This is a genomic window from Peribacillus sp. V2I11 (genome assembly GCF_030817135.1).
GTDB lineage: Bacteria > Bacillota > Bacilli > Bacillales > DSM-1321 > Peribacillus > Peribacillus simplex.
In genome coordinates this window covers 2,926,892-2,951,568 of record NZ_JAUSYW010000001.1, presented here as the reverse complement: position 1 = coordinate 2,951,568, position 24,677 = coordinate 2,926,892, and the positions used below count along the sequence as shown (strand labels likewise).

29 protein-coding genes and 1 pseudogene are annotated in these 24,677 nt (G+C 42.8%); 11 read left to right on the top strand and 19 right to left on the bottom strand.

The window, feature by feature from the left end; all coding sequences use genetic code 11:
* The first annotated feature begins 283 nt into the window (after positions 1–283).
* A complete protein-coding gene (locus QFZ73_RS14420) occupies positions 284–691 on the top strand; it encodes a VOC family protein (RefSeq protein WP_307267255.1) in 408 nt (135 codons plus the stop codon).
* A gap of 71 nt (positions 692–762) precedes the next feature.
* Here QFZ73_RS14420 and QFZ73_RS14415 read toward each other — a convergent pair whose 3' ends face one another.
* The 4 genes and pseudogenes from QFZ73_RS14415 to QFZ73_RS14400 all read right to left on the bottom strand — a co-directional run bounded on the left by QFZ73_RS14415 (position 763) and on the right by QFZ73_RS14400 (position 3,661).
* Positions 763–1,533, bottom strand: coding sequence for a sulfite exporter TauE/SafE family protein (locus QFZ73_RS14415; RefSeq protein ID WP_307267252.1), 771 nt, complete (start codon positions 1,531–1,533; stop codon positions 763–765).
* A 42-nt stretch (positions 1,534–1,575) separates the two neighbouring features.
* Positions 1,576–2,057 (bottom strand): annotated as a pseudogene (locus tag QFZ73_RS14410) (2-thiouracil desulfurase family protein).
* A 522-nt stretch (positions 2,058–2,579) separates the two neighbouring features.
* The gene (locus tag QFZ73_RS14405; protein ID WP_251434191.1) at positions 2,580–2,822 is read right to left on the bottom strand and encodes a DUF2584 domain-containing protein; all 243 of its coding nucleotides are present in this window, start codon (positions 2,820–2,822) and stop codon (positions 2,580–2,582) included.
* Positions 2,823–2,872: 50 nt separating this feature from the next.
* Positions 2,873–3,661, bottom strand: coding sequence for an alpha/beta hydrolase family protein (locus tag QFZ73_RS14400; RefSeq protein ID WP_307267246.1), 789 nt, complete (start codon positions 3,659–3,661; stop codon positions 2,873–2,875).
* 180 nt (positions 3,662–3,841) lie between these two features.
* On the opposite strand from QFZ73_RS14400, the gene QFZ73_RS14395 reads away from it, so the two are divergent.
* From QFZ73_RS14395 to QFZ73_RS14385, 3 genes are read left to right on the top strand one after another with little or no spacing between them, the layout of a single operon-like run.
* On the top strand, positions 3,842–4,798 hold the full coding sequence (locus tag QFZ73_RS14395) for an ABC transporter substrate-binding protein (RefSeq protein ID WP_251434390.1): 957 nt from the start codon (positions 3,842–3,844) through the stop codon (positions 4,796–4,798).
* A 27-nt stretch (positions 4,799–4,825) separates the two neighbouring features.
* Positions 4,826–5,596 carry an ABC transporter ATP-binding protein gene (locus QFZ73_RS14390; RefSeq protein WP_251434184.1) on the top strand — a complete coding sequence of 257 codons (771 nt, stop codon included), beginning with the start codon at positions 4,826–4,828 and terminating at the stop codon, positions 5,594–5,596.
* A complete protein-coding gene (locus tag QFZ73_RS14385) occupies positions 5,586–6,377 on the top strand; it encodes an ABC transporter permease (protein ID WP_307267241.1) in 792 nt (263 codons plus the stop codon). Before QFZ73_RS14390 ends, QFZ73_RS14385 begins: the two co-directional genes overlap by 11 nt.
* Positions 6,378–6,555: 178 nt before the next feature.
* On the opposite strand, the gene ytkD is transcribed toward QFZ73_RS14385, so the two are convergent.
* Positions 6,556–7,026, bottom strand: coding sequence for an RNA deprotection pyrophosphohydrolase (ytkD, locus tag QFZ73_RS14380; protein ID WP_251434178.1), 471 nt, complete (start codon positions 7,024–7,026; stop codon positions 6,556–6,558).
* 113 nt (positions 7,027–7,139) lie between these two features.
* Entirely contained in the window at positions 7,140–7,490 is a 351-nt protein-coding gene (locus QFZ73_RS14375; RefSeq protein ID WP_251434175.1) for a hydrolase, read from the bottom strand.
* Positions 7,491–7,716: 226 nt separating this feature from the next.
* Between QFZ73_RS14375 and QFZ73_RS14370 the strand changes: the two genes are divergently transcribed.
* Positions 7,717–7,983, top strand: a complete 267-nt coding sequence (locus QFZ73_RS14370; RefSeq protein WP_370694063.1) for a DUF6154 family protein — start codon at positions 7,717–7,719, stop codon at positions 7,981–7,983.
* Positions 7,984–8,076: 93 nt separating this feature from the next.
* Here QFZ73_RS14370 and QFZ73_RS14365 read toward each other — a convergent pair whose 3' ends face one another.
* Complete coding sequence (locus tag QFZ73_RS14365; protein WP_307267233.1) at positions 8,077–8,517, bottom strand: Dps family protein; 441 nt, start codon at positions 8,515–8,517, stop codon at positions 8,077–8,079.
* Positions 8,518–8,640: 123 nt separating this feature from the next.
* Here QFZ73_RS14365 and ytzI point away from each other — a divergent pair, with 123 nt between their 5' ends.
* A complete protein-coding gene (gene ytzI, locus QFZ73_RS14360; protein ID WP_251434170.1) occupies positions 8,641–8,796 on the top strand; it encodes a YtzI protein in 156 nt (51 codons plus the stop codon).
* A 306-nt stretch (positions 8,797–9,102) separates the two neighbouring features.
* Positions 9,103–9,258 carry a hypothetical protein gene (locus tag QFZ73_RS14355; RefSeq protein WP_307267223.1) on the top strand — a complete coding sequence of 52 codons (156 nt, stop codon included), beginning with the start codon at positions 9,103–9,105 and terminating at the stop codon, positions 9,256–9,258.
* 145 nt (positions 9,259–9,403) lie between these two features.
* Here the strand turns inward: QFZ73_RS14355 and QFZ73_RS14350 are convergent, their stop codons facing one another.
* Positions 9,404–9,877 (bottom strand): S-ribosylhomocysteine lyase, encoded by a 474-nt coding sequence (locus QFZ73_RS14350; protein ID WP_137019600.1) that lies wholly within the window; start codon positions 9,875–9,877, stop codon positions 9,404–9,406.
* A 209-nt stretch (positions 9,878–10,086) separates the two neighbouring features.
* Between QFZ73_RS14350 and yidD the strand changes: the two genes are divergently transcribed.
* Together yidD and QFZ73_RS14340 are read left to right on the top strand one after the other, a co-directional pair.
* A complete protein-coding gene (yidD, locus tag QFZ73_RS14345) occupies positions 10,087–10,308 on the top strand; it encodes a membrane protein insertion efficiency factor YidD (protein ID WP_373459008.1) in 222 nt (73 codons plus the stop codon).
* Positions 10,309–10,429: 121 nt separating this feature from the next.
* Positions 10,430–11,377, top strand: coding sequence for a metal ABC transporter solute-binding protein, Zn/Mn family (locus QFZ73_RS14340; protein ID WP_251438011.1), 948 nt, complete (start codon positions 10,430–10,432; stop codon positions 11,375–11,377).
* 58 nt (positions 11,378–11,435) lie between these two features.
* On the opposite strand, the gene QFZ73_RS14335 is transcribed toward QFZ73_RS14340, so the two are convergent.
* From QFZ73_RS14335 to QFZ73_RS14325, 3 genes are all read right to left on the bottom strand, one after another.
* Entirely contained in the window at positions 11,436–11,858 is a 423-nt protein-coding gene (locus tag QFZ73_RS14335; protein ID WP_307267210.1) for an IS3 family transposase, read from the bottom strand.
* A 396-nt stretch (positions 11,859–12,254) separates the two neighbouring features.
* Positions 12,255–12,680 carry an HTH domain-containing protein gene (locus tag QFZ73_RS14330; RefSeq protein WP_307267207.1) on the bottom strand — a complete coding sequence of 142 codons (426 nt, stop codon included), beginning with the start codon at positions 12,678–12,680 and terminating at the stop codon, positions 12,255–12,257.
* 131 nt (positions 12,681–12,811) lie between these two features.
* On the bottom strand, positions 12,812–13,876 hold the full coding sequence (locus QFZ73_RS14325; RefSeq protein ID WP_251438013.1) for a DctP family TRAP transporter solute-binding subunit: 1,065 nt from the start codon (positions 13,874–13,876) through the stop codon (positions 12,812–12,814).
* Positions 13,877–14,016: 140 nt separating this feature from the next.
* Here QFZ73_RS14325 and QFZ73_RS14320 point away from each other — a divergent pair, with 140 nt between their 5' ends.
* Both QFZ73_RS14320 and QFZ73_RS14315 read left to right on the top strand, forming a co-directional pair.
* Positions 14,017–15,627, top strand: coding sequence for an ATP-binding protein (locus QFZ73_RS14320; RefSeq protein WP_307267201.1), 1,611 nt, complete (start codon positions 14,017–14,019; stop codon positions 15,625–15,627).
* Entirely contained in the window at positions 15,620–16,315 is a 696-nt protein-coding gene (locus tag QFZ73_RS14315) for a response regulator (protein ID WP_307267196.1), read from the top strand. The genes QFZ73_RS14320 and QFZ73_RS14315 overlap by 8 nt, the downstream gene beginning before the upstream one ends.
* Before the next feature lie 53 nt (positions 16,316–16,368).
* Here the strand turns inward: QFZ73_RS14315 and QFZ73_RS14310 are convergent, their stop codons facing one another.
* The 8 genes from QFZ73_RS14310 to QFZ73_RS14275 all read right to left on the bottom strand — a co-directional run bounded on the left by QFZ73_RS14310 (position 16,369) and on the right by QFZ73_RS14275 (position 24,483).
* On the bottom strand, positions 16,369–16,518 hold the full coding sequence (locus tag QFZ73_RS14310; protein ID WP_185151124.1) for a hypothetical protein: 150 nt from the start codon (positions 16,516–16,518) through the stop codon (positions 16,369–16,371).
* Positions 16,519–16,651: 133 nt separating this feature from the next.
* The gene (locus tag QFZ73_RS14305) at positions 16,652–16,873 is read right to left on the bottom strand and encodes a hypothetical protein (RefSeq protein WP_307267193.1); all 222 of its coding nucleotides are present in this window, start codon (positions 16,871–16,873) and stop codon (positions 16,652–16,654) included.
* Between the two features lie 152 nt (positions 16,874–17,025).
* Positions 17,026–18,129 (bottom strand): o-succinylbenzoate synthase, encoded by a 1,104-nt coding sequence (menC, locus tag QFZ73_RS14300; protein ID WP_307267190.1) that lies wholly within the window; start codon positions 18,127–18,129, stop codon positions 17,026–17,028.
* Complete coding sequence (locus QFZ73_RS14295) at positions 18,126–19,607, bottom strand: o-succinylbenzoate--CoA ligase (protein ID WP_307267187.1); 1,482 nt, start codon at positions 19,605–19,607, stop codon at positions 18,126–18,128. The genes menC and QFZ73_RS14295 overlap by 4 nt, the downstream gene beginning before the upstream one ends.
* A gap of 86 nt (positions 19,608–19,693) precedes the next feature.
* Positions 19,694–20,506, bottom strand: coding sequence for a 1,4-dihydroxy-2-naphthoyl-CoA synthase (gene menB / locus QFZ73_RS14290; RefSeq protein ID WP_370029151.1), 813 nt, complete (start codon positions 20,504–20,506; stop codon positions 19,694–19,696).
* Positions 20,507–20,508: 2 nt separating this feature from the next.
* Positions 20,509–21,333 (bottom strand): 2-succinyl-6-hydroxy-2,4-cyclohexadiene-1-carboxylate synthase, encoded by an 825-nt coding sequence (menH, locus tag QFZ73_RS14285; RefSeq protein WP_307267173.1) that lies wholly within the window; start codon positions 21,331–21,333, stop codon positions 20,509–20,511.
* Positions 21,330–23,081, bottom strand: a complete 1,752-nt coding sequence (gene menD / locus QFZ73_RS14280; protein WP_307267170.1) for a 2-succinyl-5-enolpyruvyl-6-hydroxy-3-cyclohexene-1-carboxylic-acid synthase — start codon at positions 23,079–23,081, stop codon at positions 21,330–21,332. Before menD ends, menH begins: the two co-directional genes overlap by 4 nt.
* Positions 23,074–24,483 (bottom strand): isochorismate synthase, encoded by a 1,410-nt coding sequence (locus QFZ73_RS14275; protein ID WP_251438020.1) that lies wholly within the window; start codon positions 24,481–24,483, stop codon positions 23,074–23,076. Before QFZ73_RS14275 ends, menD begins: the two co-directional genes overlap by 8 nt.
* Positions 24,484–24,677 lie beyond the last annotated feature (194 nt).

Sequence of the window (24,677 nt, the reverse complement as noted above, 5' to 3'; positions counted from 1 at the left end):
GTTAATTGTGGCAAAGAAATTAAAGGAGACGAAGTCGTTCTTGTGAAAATGCGTCATCCAAAGCGTAAAGGGATGACTTAAATAAAGGCATTTGAAGGAAGTTTCATCCGCGAAGCTTGTTTTGATAAGGAACACTGAACTGGGCTTTCCCTCGATGGGCATGATTCCCATTCAAAGATGCAGCTAAGCCATCAGTGCCTGCATACTTTTCCCAGTGAATATACAGGAGGATAAGATTTCCCTGTCGAATTTGATAGTCATGACACGAAACAGGAGGATTAGTATGAAAAATCAAGTTACCCCCTATTTAATTTTCGATGGCCAAGCAAAGGACGCATTAGCTTTTTATGCAGAAGTATTTCAGGCAGAGGTTACCGATATGCAAACCTACGGGGAAGCTGATTTCCCTACACCTGAAGAAGCGAATGACCTTATTTTGCATGCCAAAATCAAAAAAGGCGATATGTTGATCATGGTATCTGATACGTTTCCAGGCAATCCCCTTGAAGTCGGGAATAATGTAGCGCTGGTCCTTGAATGTGAAAGCGAATCGGAAATCCAGCATTTATATGATCTTATGTGTGAAAAAGGATCATCCTTAATGGAACTGCAAGATACCTTTTGGGGAGCTAAGTATGGTAAGGTCAAGGATCAATTTGACATTCACTGGGACTTGAATTTCACAAAATGAATGTAAAAATGGCCGAAAATACGATTTGTATCCCCGGCCATTTTTATAGGAATCATTCGGGAAACCATCCATCAAAACACATGAAAATAATTAAGGACATTTTTTCCAATCAATAGAATCGTGACGCAAATGAATAATATACGTACATAGGAAGCACCTTTCTTAATTGCAAAGTTCGTTCCTACTAATGCTCCTGCAACCATTGCAAGACCCATCGGAATTCCATAGGCAAAATTGACGGTCCCCATAGATAAGAATATGATAAGTGCGGCAATATTGCTTCCAAAATTCAATATTCTTGCATTCCCGGCAGCCTGGAAAAAATCAAACCCAATGATCAAAAATGAAAATAATAAAAAGGAACCTGTGCCTGGTCCAAGAAAACCATCATAAAAACCAATCGCAAATATTATGACTATCAAAAGAATCATTTTCTTCCTTTTCAGCCCTTTATACTTTGCATCTTTACCCCAATCCTTTTTTACCAACGTATAAATCGCGACAATGACCAACAAAATCAAAATGAGGGGCTTCAGTATCTCTGCGGAAACGAAATGTACAACGTATGCCCCTAACGCCGCTCCAATCACGGTAATCGGAAACAGCTTGATGACGAATTTGAAATCCACTTTTCCAGCCCGAATAAATGAAATCGTACTCGTTAAAGATCCCATTGTACCCGCCAGCTTATTAGTGGCAAGTGCCGCTGAAGGCGAAATCCCCGTGAACAATAAAGCCGGAATGGAAATTAAACCTCCCCCGCCCACAACGGAATCGATGAATGCAGCAATAAAACCCGCAAGTACTAAAAATAGCAAAGTATAGAGATTGATATCCTCCATGTAATCCCCTTCTTTCAAAAGCACTATCTAAAATGCAATTACTCATTTTTCATCCAAATAATCGAATAACCTTTCCTCTGAAATGACCGTGAATCCATGCCTCCTAAGCAAAGCCGCGGTCACTCCATTCCCGACCTTCTTCTCCCCCTTGAATTCCCCATTATAAATCGTGGCACTCCCACAGGATGGACTATTTTCTTTTAAAACGACTAACGTCGCCCTACCTCCTGGGCTTTCAATAACGTAAGATTCGCTCCCTTTATGTACAATTCCGTTACATCCCTGCCCGACTTTTCGATGATCTTCGCTTTTCCATCAAGGACATCCCCACCTTCACCGCCAACTATCTCAGCAGGTTCCCTCGGTGTCGAAAAACCCCCAAGCAACTCAGGACAAACCGCTATAGCCTTTTTCTCCCTCATTAATTCCTTAATTCCATCATCCAAGCTGTGTGTACCATTGTATCTCACCTCAAGACCCGCTAAACAAGAACTCACCAAAATCATCAAATCACCCCACCCCATGCGCTTTACACCATTTTACCACTCTTTTAGTGACAATCATTTCGAAGATTGAATATCCAGGATTTTGCGCTGACAAATCGTAGGTTGGATTATTGATATGGAGGTCGATTTATGGGCGCGTGGGTCGGATTATTGGTGCGTAGGTCGATTTATGGGCGCGTGGGCTGAATTATTGGTGCGTAGGTCGATTTATGGGCGCGTGGGCTGAATTATTGGTGCATAGGTCGATTTATGGGCACGTGGGCTGAATTATTGGTGCGTAGGTCGATTTATGGGCGCGTGGGCTGAATTATTGGTGCGTAGGTGATTATGGGCGTGTAGGGTCGGATTAGTTGGTTCAAGGTCGAATTATTGGCGCATCTGGTCCGATTATGGGCGTGTCGGTCGAATTATGGGTGCACAGGCCGAATTTAGCGCCTGGGTCGAATTGTTGGTCAAATTATTGGCGCACAGGTCGGATTCTGCAACACAATCAAAAAAAGCGCTTGCAGTGAAGACTATTCACGGCAAGCGCTTGTCTATTTAGTTAGTTGAGTTCAGTGATAGTAGTTGGTACGTAATGATAGTCCTTTCACTGGTCCATTCAATTTTTTGGATAACGGCTGTTCCGCTTGAGTCAGATTGAATCGTTTTGCGGACATCGATTGGAATATCGATAGGGTATAACCTGTAACCAGCTTTCGACAGCCGAAAAATGTTTTCTTCTTCACGGGTTTCGTTCCCTTTTGTAACGATCATGGTATTTAGCTCCATAGGCATGCCCATGTGTATCTCCTCCTCTTACCAATATACTTAGAATATACTTCATTCTATCATTATTCGGTTTTACTTTTCATCCAAGATGTTAAATCTTCGACTACTTTTCTGTTTACGGCCGGTGGGAAGTAATGCGTGAATTGAGGGAAATACCAGCTTTCGACCTCTTTGTCATGCATTTTCAGCCTTTTTTCCAACCGGTATGCGTGTTCAATGGCGACATTGTCATCTTTTTGACCATGAATGATCAGGACGGGTACATTCAAGTCTTCAATCGCAAACAATGGAGTACGGTATTCATATTGATCGGGGCATTTTTTAGGTGTTCCGCCGATGACCCGCTTCATCATCCGTCGCATATCGACACGTTCGACATATGTTAAAAACATATCCGACACACCTCCCCATGTGACGATCGACGCGGCATTCCTGCAGTATATCCCAGTCCAAAGCGCCATGATGCCGCCACGGGAAAATCCTAGGATATGAATGTGGTCCTTGTTCACTCGGGGGTGCTGTTCAAGAAGATTGAATCCTGATATCGCATCGAATCTATCTTCGCCTCCAAAATCCTCATCTCCCTCTCCGCCTTGATTTCCACGGTAAAAAGGGGCAAAGACGATGAAACCTTCTACTGCATATTGCACGATCCTTGCAGGCCTCACCTTGCCGACATTTTTAATCCCGCCGCGTAAATATAAGAAGGCATCATGTATTTCGCCATCAACCGGTTCAGCAAGCAACCCCTTTACCTTCAGGCCTTGTGATATGTATGTAACTGAATAAAGATGGATTTGTGGATGCGGTGATGGAAACCGCCGTTTTGAAATAATCGTTCCGTTCTCCAAGTTCCACTCTCCTTTCTCTTTAATCTTATTTTAAAACATCCGCTTGTTTTTATCCCCTGAGAGGCATTCACATTTTTTTCTTCCGTTCATACGATAAAGTAGGCAAAATACCTATATATCAAGGAGGAAGGAATTTTGAAAAAATGGTATAAAGCAGGTGTCGTATTTTCACTTCTGTGCATGCTGGTGATCCCGCTTGGAGCATGCGGCAACAAGGAAAAGGAAACAACGAAGGTCAGGGTGGCCGAAGTAACCCGCTCCCTTTTCTATACACCGCAATATGTAGCGATTGAAAAAGGATTTTTTAAAGATGAGGGTCTAAGCATTGATTTGAAAACGACGGCAGGCGGCGACAAGACGATGACCACGCTTCTGTCCGATGGGGCGGATATTGCTCTCGTTGGCTCTGAAACATCGATCTACGTTCAGGCACAAGGTTCGAAAGACCCCGTCATCAACTTCGCCCAATTAACACAGACGGATGGAACTTTCCTTGTTTCACGTGAAAAAATTGATAACTTCAATTGGGATATGCTGAAAAACTCTACATTCCTAGGCCAGCGAAAAGGCGGGATGCCGCAAATGGCCGGAGAGTTCGTATTGAAAAAACATAACATAGACCCGAAAAAAGATTTGAACCTCATCCAGAATATTGATTTTGCGAATGTCGCAACTGCCTTCGCTTCCGGAACCGGCGATTATGTTCAACTGTTCGAACCAACGGCCAGTGTGTTTGAAAAAGAAGGAAAAGGATATATCGTCGCTTCTTTCGGCACTGAGTCCGGGCATCTTCCCTATACAGTTTATATGGCTAAGGAAAGCTATTTGAAAGAAGACAAAGAGACTGTCGAAAAATTCACGAGGGCATTGAAAAAAGCACAGGATTGGGTTCAGGAAAATGATGCTGCCGAAATTGCTGAAGTCATTCAGCCGTATTTTGAAGATACCAATATCGAGACGATGGAAACAGTTATCAATCGCTACAAAGAACAAGGATCCTTTGCCACGGACCCCATTCTTGATGAAGAAGAATGGAACAATCTTCAAAACATCATGGATGAAGCAGGCGAGCTGCCTTCACGTATAAGCCATGAAGAGCTGGTCAATACCGATTTTGCTGAAGAAGTCACAAAATAGCATAGCTAAAGGTAAGGAGGATGTCCGATGAGCTTTTTAAAAATCCAAGACATTCACCATACTTATTTTTCAAATCAGACGGCAGCGACCGCACTAGCGGACATTTCCCTCGACATTGAAAAAGGTGAATTCGTCTCTTTTCTAGGTCCGAGCGGCTGCGGAAAAACCACCCTGCTTTCCATCATCGCCGGGCTATTTCCGCCCACTGCGGGAAAGATCCTGCTCGAAAACAAACCGCTGAAAGCCAACAGTGACCTTTCAATCGGCTATATGCTGCAGCAGGATTATCTATTTCCATGGAAGACGATTGAAGAAAATATATTATTAGGATTGAAATTGATTAAAAAAGATGAAGGCCTTGAGAGAATAAAAACGCTGAAACTTTTAAGTGACGTTGGATTGGGAGGCACCGGAAAATTATATCCGCGCGAACTCTCGGGAGGAATGAGGCAAAGGGCTGCACTGGCACGGACACTGGCGGTCGACCCAAAAATCCTTTTGCTTGATGAACCGTTTTCGGCTCTTGATTACCAAACGAAGTTGAAGCTTGAAGACCTTGTTTTTGAAACCCTTAAATCTTTCGGAAAGACAGCCGTGCTCGTCACCCATGATATCGGTGAAGCCATTGCAATGAGTGACCGCATCTATCTGTTTTCCGCAAACCCGGGAAACGTGCACAAAACCTTCAAGGTGCCCGATGAACTGCGTGAACTCACGCCTTTCCATGCACGCAACCATCCACAGTATCCGATGCTATTCCAAACGATCTGGAAGGAGCTTGAGAGCCTTGAATATTGAACAGCTTCATAACCAATATAAAACCTCATTAAAAAAAGAAAACAGACTCATTCGCTTTTATCAGATCCTGATTTTCATCGTTTTTTTCAGCAGTTGGGAAATTTTATCCAGGATGGAAGTGATCGATCCGCTCATCTTCAGCTCCCCAACTAAAGTATGGCATCTTTTCATACAGAAATTAGGTGATGGAACCCTGCTATCCCATTCCGGAGTGACGCTATTCGAGACCGTTCTCGGCTTTATCATAGGGACACTGCTTGGAACCATCCTGGCATCCCTGCTTTGGTGGTCGCCAAGATTATCAAAAACACTTGACCCCTATCTCGTCATTTTAAATGCCATGCCGAAAGTGGCACTCGGCCCCATCATCATCGTAGCATTCGGCCCTGGCTTTCCATCCATCATCTCGATGGGGGCGATCATCTCCATCATCATCACCACCATTGTCGTCTACACCGCATTTCGCGAAGTGGACCCGAACTACCTGAAGGTACTCCAAACTTTTGGCGCCACAAGAACACAAGCTTTTCGGGAAGCCATATTACCCGCCTCCTTCCCAACGATCATCTCGACATTGAAAGTGAATGTCGGCCTCTCCTGGGTCGGCGTCATCGTAGGGGAATTCCTTGTTTCGGCGAAAGGACTCGGCTACCTCATCATTTATGGCTTTCAAGTTTTCAACTTCACCCTTGTAATGCTTGCCTTGATGATCATTGCCGTCTTTGCCACAATCATGTATCAACTAGTCGAACTGCTCGAGCGAAAATTAATCAAAGACTGACCAAACTGCCGATAACCCTCGGCAGTTTTTCATTCATGCTGAGATAAAACATGAATTTAGTTGAGTTTCGGCATTTCACTCGTGAATTAGGCTTTTACTCGTGAATTCAGGCGATTTACTCGTGAGTTTGGTGCTTTTACTCGTGAATTTCGGCGTTTTACTCGTGAGTTCCGGCGATTCACTCGTTTCTGAGCAAAATACCATCATCCAGTCTTGATAAGCTTAACGGTACAATCTCGTCTTTCATGATGAAGCTAAACTCCTCACCGAGTTCATCCGGCAGTGCTTCCAAAAAGATCGGGCCGTCCGTTTCCATGTAATTCTCTTTCTTTTCCACTTCACGCAATGCGGCATAGTATATCGATTTAACGAATGGCTTTACTGGATCATGTACTTTATATTGTCCCAAAAATTGCAGTTTGCCCACCAAGCCCCCTGTTTCTTCATACACTTCCCGTATGGCCGTTTCTTCAATCGATTCCCCTGCTTCCCTCTTTCCTCCGGGGAACTCCAATCCCCGCTCCCTATGTTTGGTCAATACCCACCTGCCCTTATATCTGCTAAGCACAAAAACATGCCAAGACTCTCCAAAGACAGGATCCTCGGAGAATTCCACCTTATATCCGTTCTTATCAAGAAAACGTTTCATTTTTCCCCTTCTCTCCGTATAAGAAATAATGCTATGACCCTTCATTCATTATATGGGTAAAAAAAAACACTATCCAGCCAGAATCTGCAACACATCAAAAAAACGATGGATCCTCAATATTCGAGGCCATCGTCTGTTGGTTTTGCCTGTAAAATCCCCATGCTTTCTATATGCCTTCTTCCTTCTTCAGTACCCAGAGTATAAATCATCTCGTAAATTTTCTGGAGAGTGATATCCTGTTCATCATTTTCACGGTCAAAATGATATTGAAGGTATGGGACATGTGCCCGGTAAAAATTTTCTTCCCCTGCTGAATAATTATAATCAAATAATTCACGTAATTTGATGATTTCATCATCTGTCGCCTCGATCTCGAAATTCCATGGAGAACTTTCCCTATCTTGTGTTATCTGCCCATTTGGAATCCAAATGTAATATTTCTTCCTTTTTTCAGACACATTCATCGACCCTTTCCATATTTCCTACGCTTATTTTTCACGTATTTCCCCACTTCATACAATGGGAAATTTTGTTTACAGAAGAACAAAGATGTTAAATAATAGATTAAAGTATCTTTCAAAGGGTAAAACATATAATAAGCCCAAGCATCCCTTAAGATTTTTATATGCACCCAGAGGTTTTTTTGATAACCTACATATAAAGAGATAACGGATTTCTAATAAATGTGAGGTGAGAGTTTTGAAGTTAATTGAAGAATTATACAATATGTACCGTGATAAGATGACTGGTGATGAAGAAGATATTGATATGCTTACTTTTGCGGTTCTGGAACAGCTTGACCGTAAGGAAATTTTCGAATTGCTTCAAGAGATGGATGATCAAGAACTAACCAATTTAATGGGCCTTTACATTATTGAAACGTTAAAAGGGAAGTTCGCTCAAAATAGTATGAACGACACGAAACCTACACATTTTCCGCCTAGGAATATTCATTAATACATACCATGTCAGGTGTCCCTCTTTTGATGGATGCCTTTTTTATTGTTTTAAACAAAAAAAGGCCCTACGAAGCAGGGCTTTTCCTATATCTTAATGTCCTAAATACGCACGCAGCATCCAAGCATGTTTGTTTAAGCTTTTCTTCATGCCTGTCAGCATATCAGCGGTAACCGGATCTTCTGTTTCGGCAACTTCGATGATTTCCAGGAACTCTTCGGAAAGCTTCTCAAAATCACTGATGACGCTTTGAACCATATCTTCTGTATTTTCCTTACCTGTCGCTTCTTCGATCGTAGTTAATTCCATGTACTCTTTAAGGGTAGCAACCGGCTTTTCACCAATGGCCAATAGTCTTTCAGCCAATTCGTCATAGTTGGTTGTCACTTCTTTATATAATTCTTCCAATTTTTGGTGAAGTTCAAAGAAGTGCGGTCCATTCACGAACCAGTGGTAATTATGAATTTTCGTATAAAGAACACTGAAGTTTGCAATTTCCTTATTCACTAAAGTTCCTAATTTTTTCTGAGCCATAAATATCTACCTCCGTAAGTGGTTATACCTTTATAATTCCCTCTATTCAAAAATTGAAACATTATCTGACTTGGTTCTTATGCTAAAATGAATCTAAATTGTGAACGTTAGGAGCTGTAAAGTATGATTACGGTTTTAGTTATCTCCATTATTGTGATTCTGATTGTATTGGCCTTATCGGTCCTCACAATCGGAAAAGGTTACAGCTACAAGCATACAGTGGATCCGATCGATCCTTTGCCTGAGGATGAGGAAAAAAAAGAAGAACCTGAAAAATAAAAAAAGTTCCTGTCACAAATGGACAGGAACTTTCAGACTGTAGACAAACTCGATGAAAATCGAGTTTGTCTATTTTTATGGCTTGTACAATTTGGACGTTGATTTCCACTCCAGGCACTCGCTTTCCGCGGGCGGTCGGGGAGCCTCCTCGGCTTTCGCCTGCGGGGTCTCCCCTAGACGCGCTTTTCCCGCAGGAGTCTCGTACCTTCCGTTCCAATCAACTTTGTCTTACCTTTTAGATAGAACACTTTTGCCTGGAGTCATTTTTGTTTTAAAATAGAAGTATTAAAACTTGAGGTGATGAGGATGCTTTCTAAACATGATTCTATTCAGCGAGATCAACTTGAAATGATTACTTTAGATCAACTGGTGCCACCGAACCATTTGGTTCGTAAAATGGAGGCTGCCATTAATTTAAAGAAGATGGCCAATTGGACATGGCGAGGTCCAAAAATGGCCTAACATAGTGGGCTCGTAGAGCCCCAATCTCTTAACTTTAGGCGAAAATTCAAAGGGAATTTCAAAAGGGGTTCAGAATTTTTTAATTCCGAACCCCTTTTGTCTACAAACTGAAAGTTCCTGTCACAAATGGACAGGAACTTTTTTATTAACCGAAAACTTTATGAAGATCTTCTTTATCTTGTGCAAGCCAGAAATTCATTAATTTCTTAGCTCCTTCAAGATCATGCAATTTTGCTTGGCCGCATTGTTTTTCGTTTGCAGCAGGAATTTCCGTAATTGTAACAGCATCCTTGAATGTATCTTCAAGAACATCGATGATTTCCGTCACTGTCGGCTCGCCGCTGACCACAAGGTAATATCCTGTTTGACATCCCATTGGCGAAATATCGATTATATCAAAGTGATCGTAGCGCTCGGAATGCTTACGGATATTGAATGCAAGCAAGTGTTCCAGGGTATGGATCGTATCCGGCTTCATCGCTTGTTTATTCGGCTGGCAAAAACGGATATCAAATTTATTAACAACACCGTCTGTTCCTACTTTATGGACACCGCAATGTCTAACATATGGGGCTTTAACAGCATTATGATCTAATTCAAAGCTTTCAACTGAAGGCATTTAATTCACTCCTTAATTGTATGTCATCTCTATTTTACCTTGAATAACAATATATTTCATCCTTTAAAATTAATTCTCATTATATCAATCGGATTACCAATATGCTTATTCCTTTTTTACCCTTATAGGAAATTTAGAAAATATGCTATAATGGAGGGTAGTGAATTTACTCGAAAAGAGATGAAAGCATTGTGTTGAAAAAAATATTAATGGGAATCATCCGTTTTTACCAAGTTGCTCTTTCTCCATTAAAACCGCCTACCTGCCGTTTTTACCCAACTTGTTCCCATTATGGTTTGGAAGCGATCAATCGGTTCGGACCTATAAAAGGAAGCTGGTTAGCAATCATCCGGATTCTTAAATGTCATCCGTTTCATCCAGGAGGCATTGATCTTGTTCCTGAAAAAAAAGAAAAAAGTGAGGACCATTAGAAAAAAACCTTGCTTTCTTTTGCAATCTTTTGTATCATACAGAAGTCAAATCGTAATCATTTCGTTTTTACCACATAAAATTCAAATCGTAATCAATACGAATTATAAAGGAGCATTTCATATGAAAATTCGCGCATTGCTCTCACTTTTCCTTGTTACTGCGCTATTTCTATCAGCATGCGGCAACTCAAAGGGAGAATCGAGTAAAGAAACCAAGGATGCCTTAGATATATATACAACAGTTTACCCTTTACAATACTTCACGGAGGCCATTGGCGGGGAGTACGTAAATGTCGAGACGATCTATCCTCCCGGAACGGATGAACATTCATTCGAACCTTCTCAAAAAGATATTGTAAAAATGGCTGAGTCAGACCTGTTTTTCTATATTGGCTATAATCTTGAAGGCTTTGTAACCAAGGCTGAACCAATTCTAAGCAAAGAAGGCGTCAGTACAATCGCGGTGGGAGAAACGGTTCATCTTGATGAGGATGAGCAAGCACACGAAGAGGAACATGCTCATGAAGAAGACGGTCATGACCATGGGGGCGTCAATCCGCATTTGTGGTTAGATCCCATCTATTCCATTGACATGGCTAAAACCATCAAGGACGAATTAACGAAAAAAATGCCGGAACAGGAAGAATATTTCAACAGCCAATTCAACAAGCTTTCCGAAAAGCTTACGGCACTTGATGAAAAATTCGCGACGACGATCGAGTCGGGCCGTACAAATAAGATCATCGTTTCCCATTCTGCATATGGTTATTGGGAGGAACGCTACGGATTGGAACAAATTGGCGTCACAGGACTAACATCTTCAAACGAACCATCTCAAAAGGAACTGGGGAAAATCGTAACCATGGCTGAAGAAGAAGACTTGAACTACGTCATCTTTGAGCAAAATATCAGTTCTAAACTAACTGAGATCATCCAAAAGGAAATGGGAGCGAAATCACTTGAGCTCCATAACCTTTCCGTGTTGACGGATAAAGATATCGAAGCCGGCGAAGATTACTTCAGTTTAATGGAAAAAAATATCAAGACACTGCAAACTGCATTGCAATAGGAAAAAAGCGGGCCCTTTATGAACTATGCCCCACTTTTCGGACAGTATAAAAAAGTGCCTATGCGGCTAATAGGTGGTCCCGGTATTGTACCGGGGCCATTTTCTTTAGTCCCCATTGATAACGACACTTATTGTATTCTTCTATAACTCGATCAACTTCTTCCTTCACATCCGTTAAATTAGTACATGTTTTATATTCTGCTAAATCTTTAAAGTGGCCAAAAAAAATTTCCATCGGCGGATTATCCCAACAGTTTCCCTTGCGGGACATGGATTGGGTTAGCCCAAGTTCCTTCACTTTGTTTTGAAATAGCGGATAGGTGTAATGGAATCCTTGGTCAGGATGCAGGATTGCACTCGGATGGAACTCGTGATTCACAGCCTGCCTTAGCTTGTTTAAAGTTTCATAAACGATATTCATATCCATGACGTGGATAAATGATACGTAACTATTTCTTTTATAGCCGTATCTTATACGCATGACAAATACGCTTTTTGACCCTTTCCATAATAAAGGTAGGTAATGTCAGTAAGCAGAATTTCCCTTGGCTCCTCCTGTTTGAATTCACGATTAAGAAGGTTTGAACAAGTAAGGTTTTCTTATGATTCATGACGGCCGAATAATCATTTTCCATAACCATTTTGATTTGGAGGGCGCCTACTTTTTCCTTTTTACTGAGGAATATACTTTTAATTAATTCTATGTCCAAATCATCCTGTTCCTCGCGTAGCTCACAGGTTAGAGCTGCCTTTAACCAATCGTAGTAGCCACTTCGACTTACACCAGCCAATTTGCATAGATAGGAAACAGCCTTCTTTAAATGGTATGTCCTGATGGTTCTTTCAATCAGATAGAACTTCTCAGCTGCAGTTAGAATTATTTCTTTTTCAACGCCCGCCTTTCTAACTCTTCCAGCTTTTTTAGGAAGTCATTTTCTGCTTCAAGGAATTTGATTCTCGCTTCGGCTCTCCTAAGTTGATTCTCTATAGACTGTGGCTTGGAAGAAGGGCGACCTGTACTTCCTTTTCCACGGCATTCCGTAAGGAAGCCTTCCTCACCAAACCTTTCAAAGGTATCACGCCAGCGCTGTAGACAACGCTTAGGTTGTTCCTTACCAATTATTTCGAGATTAAATCCATGTTCTATGAAAATTTGAGAGGGGGATTTCCCTTTTTTATATTCCTTAACAGCATTTGTTTTAAATTCGGGATTATAGGAAATAGAACGCTCTGAAGCACTTATGATATTTGGATTCTTTTCAAGTTCTTTAATCTGGAATTCAGTATATATATTCTTACTCATAGAAACCCTCCGTCCATACTCATTACACCTATTGAAACATAAAAAAACCCGGATAAGGGACACTTTTTTATGTGTGTCCGTTATCCGGGTCATAGTTCTTTTGGGTCCGCTCTTTTTTGCCCATCATTTAATTATTCCTTTAAATGCTTCTCACGGATTTTTTCCATTTTCGTCATCAATTCTGTTCCAATCGTTGATTCGAATTCCGGATAGATGACGGTCATCTCATCCATCCATTCTTTCTTTTCTTCTTCTGACAGTGCATAGATATCGATATTCGATTTTTGCTGGATTTCCCTAAGCTGTTCCTGATTCAATTCATTTGATTTGATCCATAGCCATTTCGTTGTATCATCCATCGCCCGTTGGATTTGCTGCTGAATATCCAACGGGAGTTTGTTCCAAAATGGCTTGTTTATCATGACTACATACCCTAAATAGCCATGATCACTGATCGTTAAATATTTTTGCACCTCATATAATTTCTTGGAATAGATATTCGAAATCGTATTTTCCTGGCTGTCCGTTTCATTGATTTCAAGGCTTTTAAACGTTTCATTAAACTCCAGCTCAGAAGTTGTCGCCCCAAAATGCTTGAATTGGCTTTCCAGGACTGCACTTGGCATGATTCTAAAATTCTTTCCGGCAAAATCACTTGGATGCCGTATCGGTTTACTGCTTGTAATCTGTTTATAGTTATTCGACCAAAATGCGAGACCCTCGATATCGATGCTATTCAGCTGCTTTAGCAGCTCTTCCCCCACTTCCCCATTCAACGCTTCCTGCAAGGCAGCGTCCGTTGGAAAGACGTAAGGGAGGTCCAAGAGCATCCATTTCTTTGATATGCTCGTAATTTTAGATGTAGTTGGAGCAATCATCTGCACCTTATTTTCGTGTAATGCTTCGATTTCTTCATGATCACTATATAATGACTGATTAGGATAGACTTCAATTTTGACACGATGATCTGTATATTCATCGACTAGTTTGGCAAATCGGTTCGCAGCCAGCCCTTTAGGTGTATTTTCGGCAACGACATGACTGAACTTAATAACGATTTGATCCTTCATCCCGAACTGCTCCTCATCCTTCGGCAAATTGAAACCGAAGCTTGTAAAGAACGATTGAAACGATATATACACTGCTATCAACAGCACCAAGCCAATTAATAAGAAGTACCCCCATAATGCACGCATACCGACAACTCCTCACCGCTCACTTCACATTATCACTATTCTATCACAGCTTTTTACTGTCGTAATACAATGCGCGAAAAATAGCGAAAAGTGATAGAAATTCTGTTACTATAAAGTATAGAAGTAATGGAGGAAAAACAATGGATAAATCCTTTCATATGCCCATTCAAATTAAAATCACCCTGCTATCATTCGTAATCGTCGCTTTTTCGATACTAATAGGCGGGATTTTTATATTCGGAAATATCGTTTCGGTCAGGGAAGATGAAATCGGCAAACGATCCATGATCACCGCCCATACCATCGCTGAACTCCCTGAAGTACAAAAATTGGTCCGTGAGCCTGAAGGATGGACGCAGCTCAATCCGATTATTGAAAACTTAAGGAAAATCCATCAAGCTGATTATATTGTAGTGCTCAACAATCAGCATATACGCTATTCCCACCCGGTGTTCAGTCAATTGGGAACCCCCTCGGGCAGCAGCGACGAAAGCGCTGCGTTCGCTGAACACGAATACCTTTCAAAGGCTGCTGGCGAACTTGGCATTTCCGTCCGCGCCTTTGTCCCTATCCTTGATAGAGATAGAGAGCAAATCGGCGTCGTACTGGTTGGGAATATCTTGCCTACGATACCGGAATTAATCAAGGACCTGAAAGGAGAAATAGCGATTATCCTGGTCCTTACACTTCTATTCGGTGTATGCGGCTCATGGCTGATGGCAAGAAGGATAAAAAAAGAGACCTTCCAACTTGAACCACATGAAATTTCACGGATGTTGGTTGAAAGGACAGCTGCTTTCAATGCCATGCATGAAGGGGTCATCGCCATAGATAATAATCAGACAATCACGATCTTCAATGAAAAGGCAAAGCAAATATTCAATATTAACGGTGCGGTCATTGGCAAGAATATCAATGATATTATACATGATACCCGTCTCCCGGAAGTGCTCGACCGGACATCTCCCATCTTCAATCAGGAAATCTCCGTTCAAAACAGGAATATTGTAAGCAACCGGGTACCAATAAAGATTGCGGATAAAACGATTGGTGCCGTGGCCATATTCCAGGATCGGACCGATGTGACGAAGCTAGCTGAAGAATTGACTAGTGTCAAAGCATTCGTTGAAGCCCTCCGTGTTCAAAACCATGAACATTCGAACAAACTTCATACGATAGCAGGATTGATACAGCTAGGTAATCTTGACGAAGCGCTGCATTACATTTTTCAGATCACGGAAGAACAGGAGGAATTGACCAGGTTTTTAACGAAGCACATTCACGATGATAATTTAGTGGGGCTGATATTAAGTAAGATCTCCTTGGGACGGGAACTCGGAATCGAGCTCATCATGGACAAGCACACGAAATTAGACCGCTTCCCCGCTGATTTGGATCATCACGATTTTGTATTGATAATTGGAAACCTGATCGAAAACTCATTCGCAGCGCTAAAGCATTGTTCAGAGGAAACAAAACAGGTTTATCTATCCATCTATCAAGATGAACGTCATTGTCAAATCGTGCTTGAGGATAATGGACCCGGCATTCCCGAGGACATTCATAAAGATATATTCGAATATGGTTTTACAACAAAAGGTGCGGAAGGATCAGGAATTGGTCTTTATCTAATAGACCAAATTGTAAAAAAAGCGAACGGCGAAATGAAATTCACGACACGCCCTAACGAAGGAACAAGCTTTTTTCTTTCTTTTCCGATGCACGATATAGAGGAGAACCAAAATGACTAACGAAATTCGTGTACTTTTAATTGAAGACGACCCTATGGTCCAAGAGGTCAACAAACAATTCATCGAGCGCCTGCCTGCCTTTAAAGTCGTTGATACGGCTTCCAATGGGCTTGAAGGTCTTGAAAAAATCAGGCATTCTAAACCCGACCTTGTCATTTTGGACATCTTCATGCCATCTTTAAACGGGGTTGATACACTTTATCAAATCAGAAAAGAGCAAATTGATGTGGATGTCATCATCATTTCAGCGGCAAATGATCAGAAAACGATCAGAAAAATGATACAGAACGGGGCTTTTGACTATTTAATCAAGCCATTTAAATTCGATAGGCTAAAACATACTCTGGAACAATACTTTGCTTTTCGGATGGAGGTTGAACCTGACCATCAAATTTCTCAAAATCAGCTCGACCGAATTCTCTTTCAAAATAAAACAGATTCTGAAACGAGTCCGAAATATGATGTTCCAAAAGGATTGAATGGCGCGACTCTTGAGCAAGTGACGAAGTTCATAAAGACCCAGCCTGGGTCACTATCTGCAGAAGAAGTGGCTGATGGGATTGGAATCGCCAGAGTTACAGCAAGGCGCTATCTTGAATACTTGCATGGCGAAGAAGTCCTTCAGCTTGACGTACAGTATGGGAGCATAGGCCGTCCAGTCAATAGGTACCGGCTTAAAAAAACTTAAAACTCATAGGGACCGGCCAGAACCGAAACGGTTCCCTTTTTTCTTTTATTCATTTACGCACCTGTCTTCCGGTCATATAGGCCCCACTTTCTCTTCAAAAGAAACAGCTCGCACTCTTCCAATGCCGTCACTTCTTTAATGACATAGTCCGGCATGCCCCTTCTTAGTAGAATTTCCGCAATAAGGTACGGTTTTTTCTTCATACACTCTCCCCTCCCTTTCCCTTGGTTGCCATTCTTTTCATTTCATTATACAAAATAATCCAATAAATAAAAAATAGACAAGGCCCCATTTTCCGAGAAAAATATGATTTATCCGGCCATTTAAATGATTTTTCTAAAATCTGTAGCCAATTAAAAAAACAGTTGATTCAGAAATCCGCTCCTTTCCGCCGACTGGCTGCCAAGCCTCCTCGCCGCAAACGGCTGTTGCGTCTTGGCCAGCCAGTAATTCGGCAGGAGTGTCGCAAATTTCCTCAATCCAATGAAGGGTCCATTCATATAAAAAAGTAAACCATGAAGGCGTGGGCAGACCAATCGATCCTTCTTTTGTCGACAAACTGATATTTGTTATTTATCCTATTAAAATCATTTCTAAAAGGGTGGGTTTCCGTCCAATAAAATACTAAATGGGTAGTTACATAGACCGTGGGGGCAAAAGAAGATAGAGGATTGATCAAAAGAGGTGGTATTGCACCTCCTTTGATGTTTTCACTTGTACTGTTTACTATATGTAGTCAATTCCTTTAGCCGCTTTTCATTGATGGCAAAACCGATTCCAGCTTTATCTGGAACTTGGATCATGCCATTTTCGACAATGACTTCAGGATCGATTATATCACCATCCCAATAACGGGATGAAGATGATATATCCCCGGGAATCGTGAACCCTTTTAATGTGGCAAGTGCAATATTATGTGCACGTGAAATGCCAAATTCAATCATACCGCCGCACCAAACGGGCACATCATTTCCCTGGCATAAATCATGGATTCTTACAGCTTCCATCCAGCCGCCGACTTTAGCCATCTTAATGTTGATCACCCCACAGCTCTGGAGCGACAGCGCACTTTTGGCATCGTGAAATGAATTTATGCTTTCATCCAGGCAAATGGGTGTCTGCAGCTGTTTCTGCAAAAATGAATGTTCCACAATGTCGTCATGTCCCAGCGGCTGCTCAATCATCATCAGCTTGAACACATCAAGCTGATGAAGATGTGGGATGTCATCAAGAGTGTACGCTGAATTGGCATCTGCCATGAGCGGGATATCGGGATAGGCCCGACGTATTTCCGCTAAAAACTCCAGATCATTTTGAGGATTGATTTTTATTTTATAACGCTGATAACCTGATCCGGAAAAATCCTCGATCTGGCGCAACGCGTCTTCAATATCATTGGATGCAACGACTACACCAGCTGCCACTTCACTTCGTTCGCCGCCAAACAGCCGTCCGAGGTAGACTCCTTTCTGCTTCGCATATAAATCGAGGATTGCCTGCTCTAAAGCTGACTTAGCCATCGCATTCCGTCTGATTCCGCCCCATAAGTTCGGTAGCTCATCAGGATGCCTGATCTGACTTGCCAATGTCAGCGGGATTAAGAAGTCATCCAACATATGAAAGCATGTTTTGATCGTTTCCTCGGTATACCAAGGACTTGTAAAAGGGACAGCTTCCCCGTATCCAATCAATCCGTCTTCATCCATGGCTTCGACAACTATCACTTCCCGGTCGCTTACCGTTTCCAGATGCGTCTTGAATGGCCGCTTTAAAGGGGCCTTAATGAGCTTTAGGGAAATGGAGGATAACTTCATTGCCATTCCCCCATTTCCTTCTTCAGTTCGCGTCTCAGAAGCTTGCTTGCGCCATTCCGCGGAAGCTCCTCGCAAAAAATAACGTTCCGGGGAATTTTATAGGATGCCAAATACTCCCTGCAAAATTCCAGCAGTTCGCTCTCATCAAGCTCGGCACCTTGATGCAAGACGACAAAAGCAAGTGGAACCTGTCCCCATTTTTCATCATCAGTCCCCGTCACTCCCGCTTCGAAAACATCAGGGTGCTTACTAAGGACATTTTCAATCTCCGCCGGATAGACATTTTCACCGCCGGAGATGATTAAATCCGAGCGTCGGTCAAGCACATATAAAAAGCCTTCCTCATCGAGATAACCAAGGTCCCCAGTATAAAGCCATCCATCGGTAATGGCCTGCTGTGTAGCGTCCATCCGATTAAAATATCCTTTTGTCACATTCGGACCTGAAACCACGATTTCACCCACTGCACCCGGTTCACACATAGTGCCGTCTTTCTCTATCCGTAACTGTGAAGGAAACAAAGGCTTTCCAGCTGATCCGATTTTTGTCATGCTATACTCCGGTGCAAGCGTCACAATCTGTGAAGCCGTTTCGGTCATCCCATATGATTGGTAGACGGGAATCCCTTTCTCTTTACATGCTTCAAGTAAATGAACGGGTGCTGGGCCGCCGCCCAACAGGATACAGCGAAAGGTTTTTGGATAGCTTGTTCCCTTCAAATCCTGCACCATCCTATTCAGCATCGCCGTCACGACCGAAATGATCGTCACGCCACTTTCCTGGATGCTCCGGTTGGTTTCCCGTTCATCGAACCGTTCCGCCAAAACGACCTTCATGCCATAAATCACATTTTTCATCAGGATCGATAATCCGCTAATATGAAAGATCGGAACCGCACAATACCAAGAATCCTCCTCATGCAATCCAAGGTTCAGGACCGATCCGACTGCGCTCCACCAATGGTTGCCGAATGTTTGGATCACACCTTTTGGATTTCCTGTCGTACCTGATGTATACATGATCGTTGCGGTATCCTCAAGGTAAAACTCTTGAAGAATCTCTGCCGTGCCTTCACCCGGCAAATCTTCCGCTAAATGAAGGTTCAAATTCGGGAGAATCTCACCAATATTAGAGAGTTTGCCGGAAAAGGATCCTTCTGAAACGAGATGGTCAGTTCCACTATCCTCGATTTGCCAGGACAGCTCCTTTGCCGTTAGCTTATTATTCAGCATCACAATCTTCACACCAAGATAAAATAGTGCATGGATAACGACAACACCATCAATATGGTTACGGAGTAAAACCGCGCATGAATCGCCAGCGCCAAGACCAATGCTTGCCAGCTTACCAGCCATCTGTTCCGATAATGTATGCAGTTCAAGAAAGCTATACGTATGACCTTCAAACTCAATTGCCGGGCGATCCGGTGAAAGATGCGCCCGATTTTTCAGCCAGTTCGGCAACTTTTCTTCTGCCATCGCTGCTTACCCTCTTCCATTTTGATATAGAAAACAGCCCGGCGATTTTTCGCCAAGCTGTCAGTCTCATCGATTCACGCGTTTCATTAAGGGAAACGAGGGAATTGCCCAAAGTCCGGAGTGCGTTTTTCTTTGAATGCATCGCGGCCTTCTTTTGCTTCTTCTGTTGTATAGTATAAAAGTGTAGCGTCACCAGCCAATTGTTGAAGACCTGCAAGGCCATCAGTATCAGCGTTCATTGCCGCTTTCAAGAAACGAAGTGCAGTCGGGCTCTTCTCAAGCATTTCTTCACACCATTTAACCGTTTCCGCTTCTAATTGGTCTAATGGTACAACCGTGTTGACCAATCCCATATCCAATGCTTCCTGTGCGTTGTATTGACGGCATAGGTACCAGATTTCACGCGCCTTTTTATGACCCACGATACGAGCCAGGTAGCCAGAACCATAACCAGCATCAAAGCTTCCCACATTCGGTCCAGTTTGTCCGAAAATTGCATTGTCAGCAGCAATCGTCAAGTCACATACCACGTTCAAGACATTACCGCCACCAATTGCATATCCTGCAACCATGGCTACGACTGGTTTTGGAATTACGCGAATCAGGCGTTGCAAATCAAGAACATTTAGACGCGGAATGTTATCTTCACCCACATATCCGCCATTTCCGCGTACTTTTTGGTCTCCGCCTGAACAGAATGCTTTGCCGCCTACACCTGTTAAAATAATGACACCAATACTGGAATCATCACGAGCCCTTGCGAATGCATCAATCATTTCAGCAGTCGTTTTTGGCGTGAATGCATTATGTACATGTGGTCGGTTGATGGACACTTTCGCAATCCCGTTATATTTTTCATACAAAATCTCATCATACTCACGTATTGTTTCCCATTGTATCGTCACCTTAATTCCTCCTTCTTTCGCTTTAAAAACTCACTTATTATTTTACCAAACTTTTCTCCAACTTCCACATGAATCGCATGTCCCGCATCATTTATTATTTTCCATTCGGCGCGCTTCAGCTTTTTTTTCATCGAGTCCGCAATTTCACAAAACTTCCGGTCAAGTTCACCGGTTACAAGGAGCACAGGGAAATCAAGGGTTTGCAGCTGTTCCCAGTATGACGCCTGATTGCCGGTCCCCATACCAAGAAGGCTATTGGAAAGGCCGGAAGGGTCATTTGCCAGCCGCTGCTCCCGAATGGCCGACCTGGTTTTGGCCGACAACCGTTTTTGACTTTCAAACAGCGGGATGTTTTCCCATTGATCCACAAACGCTTCCATGCCATTTTCAAGAATCCGTTCGGCAAGCTTCTTATCATTTTCCCTTCGGATTTCCCGTTCCCCTTTTGTTAAAAGGCCTGGTGAAGCGCTCTCCAAAATCAATGCATCAACATACTCAGGATACAAACAGGCAAATCCCAATCCGAGCCTTCCGCCCATTGAGTATCCAAGGATATGGGCTTTCGGGAAATGTAACACATCCAAAATATACTTGATATCCTCAGCCACCCTCTCCATCTCATACCTTCGATGATCGGCTGGTGACTCAGACATGCCATGACCGATGATGTCGACCATTACCATGGTATACCTGTCACTCAGTAGCGGAATGAGGAATTTCCATGTATCCCGATTTCCCGTAAATCCATGCAAAAGTACAAGAGGATCTCCATTTCCCGTTATTTCAACAGCATAATTGACATCCTTGCTGACAATATTCATGATATTTCCCTGTCTAACACCATTTTTATTTCCTGGGAAACAAAGCTCCACAAATTTCGATGCTTTTGTAAATTGGACTCTCTTTCTGTCGGTACTTCGATGATTTTCAGACCTTGAATTTCAAATGACTCTGTAAATACCGTCTCTAACTCATCCCAACTTTGCACCTTGTTGTATTTACCGCCATAAAGCTGGGCAGTATGGGAGAAATCAAGCCCATGAGGCGTGCCGAATAGCGTTTCGAAATGTTCCCTTTCATTCGCCTGCGGCAAGAAGGAGAAAATGCCCCCGCCATCATTATTAACCAGCAATATCGTGATATTTTGTTTTTGAAGTTTTGCCGCAAGCAAGCCATTCATATCATGGAAAAAGCTTAAATCACCTATTGCCAGCACAGTATTTTTCGATACCGTGCTTACGCCCAGCGCAGTGGAAACGACACCATCGATGCCATTCGCCCCGCGATTTGCAATCGTTTTGATTCCTTTTCCATTATTCAAAAAGAAAGTATCCAAATCACGTATAGGCATACTATTCCCGACAAACAACGTGGATTCAACTGGCATCATATCAGCAAGCAGGGCGAACAGCTTGCCTTCACTTAACTCCGCCTCATCCCTGACGGTGGCTAAGGCATCTTTTGTCGCTCCGTTGACGGTTTGCCATAATCCAAGCCATTCATCATCAGGGGAAGAAGTAATTTCATCAGCAATTCGCTGACAAAAATCTTTCTCTTCGCTGTAAATCATATTCGTTGCCAATCCGGCTGGTTCGCGCCAGCCTGCTCCGCCATCGACGACCAAAGTGACTGCCTGTTTTTGTTTTTTCATGAATAACAATAAGGGTTTGGAAACAGGCATTGCCCCGAAACGCAAGATCACTTCCGGCCTGAAAGCCGCCTTTGCCGCATCATCGCGTAGAAACGTATCGTACGCATCAATTATGACGGCTTTGTCATGACTTCCGCTCCTTAACTGTGAAAGAGGATCAGCCAGTACCGGAAAAGCAAGTTTTTCAGCTAATGCGACGATGGCTTCCTTCATCTCTGGATGCGGTAATTCGCCACATACAATCATACCTTGCTTAGCTTGTGACAATGTAGTTGCAACAGCTTCTATTTGTGATGCGGACAGTGACCGTTCTCCACTGTCAATCAATACTGAAGGCGTCATTTTATTTTGCCTGTACTCCTTTGCTTGCTCCAGGTCCGGAATCAATGGTTCACGAAGCGGGAAATTCAAATGTACAGGCCCTGCAGGTTCAGTTGCCGCTGTAGCCACTGCCCTCGCACCGACCGTTCTGGCATACCGCATCATCCCAGCCGTGCTTTCAGGAAGTGCCATTTCGACAAACCATTTTACATGTCTCCCATAAAGATGTATCTGATCGATCGCCTGCGGGGCTCCGACATCACGCAATTCATGCGGACGGTCAGCGGTAAGTACGATAAGCGGCACTCTTGAATAGAAAGCCTCAATGACGGCTGGGTAATAGTTTGCAGCTGCCGTACCGGACGTACAAAGAAGTCCGACAGGTTCTTTTAAGGCCTTAGCTAAACCAAGGGCAAAAAAAGCAGCCGAACGCTCATCCACATTAATATGAATTTCGATATCAGGATGTTCCACTAGCAGTAAAGCTAGGGGCGTGGATCGTGAACCTGGGCTCACCACCACATGCTTCACCTCATTTTGTGCCAGCTCATCGACGAATGAAGCAGCATACGCTGTCAATGCATCTCGGTCATTCATTAAGATTTCCTCCTAAAGCACTTAACATCGGATTGAATTTAATCCCCGTTTCCCGGAATTCACTTTCGGGAGTCGAATCTTCCACTACTCCGCATCCGGCAAAGAGCGATGCCTCATTGTTCTGTATTAGGGCAGAACGTATACCTACAGCGAATTCCCCGTTTCCATACGTATCCACCCAGCCTAAAGGACCTGCATAAAAGCCGCGTTCAAGACCTTCCATTTCCCGAATTCGGACAACGGCCTTATCTTTTGGAAGTCCGCCCATAGCAGGTGTAGGATGGAGATTCTCGACGAATTCAAAAATCGTGACACCTTCCTTTGATAGACCGCGGACCGGTGTGTATAAATGCTGGATATGACGGTTTTTCATAAGTGCCGGTTCGGCCGGAACCATCACCTTTTCGCATACAGAATCAAAAGCATTGGATATCATCGACACGACATATTGATGCTCTTGTAAATTCTTTTGGTCATGAAGCAATTCTTCACCAAGACGAACATCTTCTCGCTCATCTTTCCCTCGCCCCATCGATCCAGCAAGACAGGTAGAAAAAACTTCATTTCCCTGTTTCTTAATTAAACGTTCAGGGGTGGCACCGACAAAACAGTCACCACCAGCCTCCAAACTGAAAATATAGCTTAATGGCTGCTCAGCAATCAATCTTTCAAGCACCTTCCCTGAATCGATGGAACGTTCAAAAACAAGTCGAAGCTCCCTTGCCAAAACGATCTTGTCGAGATCTGTCGTCTTGATTTCCTGAACAGCCTCTGCGACCGTCCGCTTCCATTCCTCAGGTTCGACTTCCCTCTGCATAACCAGGGAATTTGCCCCCAATCCATTGCCATCCAAGCTTTCGAAAAGGAAAGCTTCCCGTTCATTTATCATGTCTATGAAGAGTTTTTCTGAATCATCAGGCGAACAAAGTAAGTTTGTCGTTAAGTAAGCTTGTTTCCCCACTATTGACAGCATGAAGGCAGGTATATAAAACAGGTTGTCCCCGAACTGATTCCAAAGGAGCGTACTGTCAGTTTCATAATCAAAAGAAAAGCCCCCAAACAGTAAAGGACCTGTCGCTTCTAAATCGGTCACCCCTGTTTTGACAGCAGTATTCTGCAGTTTGATCCAGCTCTTTTCGACTTCTCTATAACGTTCGGCATTCGATGCCGCTTTGAGTTTCTTTACATTGCCTAAACCGGTGATGGTCATTTCCTTTGCAGGGTCCTCCCAGAAAAAGCGTTCACCCGCGTACCGTTCTCTTCCAGCTTGATAAAATGAAAGGGGGTTGTTGCAATTAACTTTCTTAATATGACTGAATAGAACTTGATCATTCAAGTCCTTCGCCTTTTGTATAGCTGAAGCCAGTCCCTGAAACTGTTCAGTTTCCTCTGAGATAGCCAAAAAAAATCCCCCCAAATGTACATTTTAAAAGCTTTTTAACCTATTTAAAGATACACCTCCCTTCAACCTCATGTCAATAAAACGCCCCTTTACCGAACGATTCTTTCCTGCTTTTTTCCTTATTATATGAATCTTAGCGAATGTAGAGAAATATCCTTGATTTTGGAAATGCAACATCCTTGAATTCCTATTAT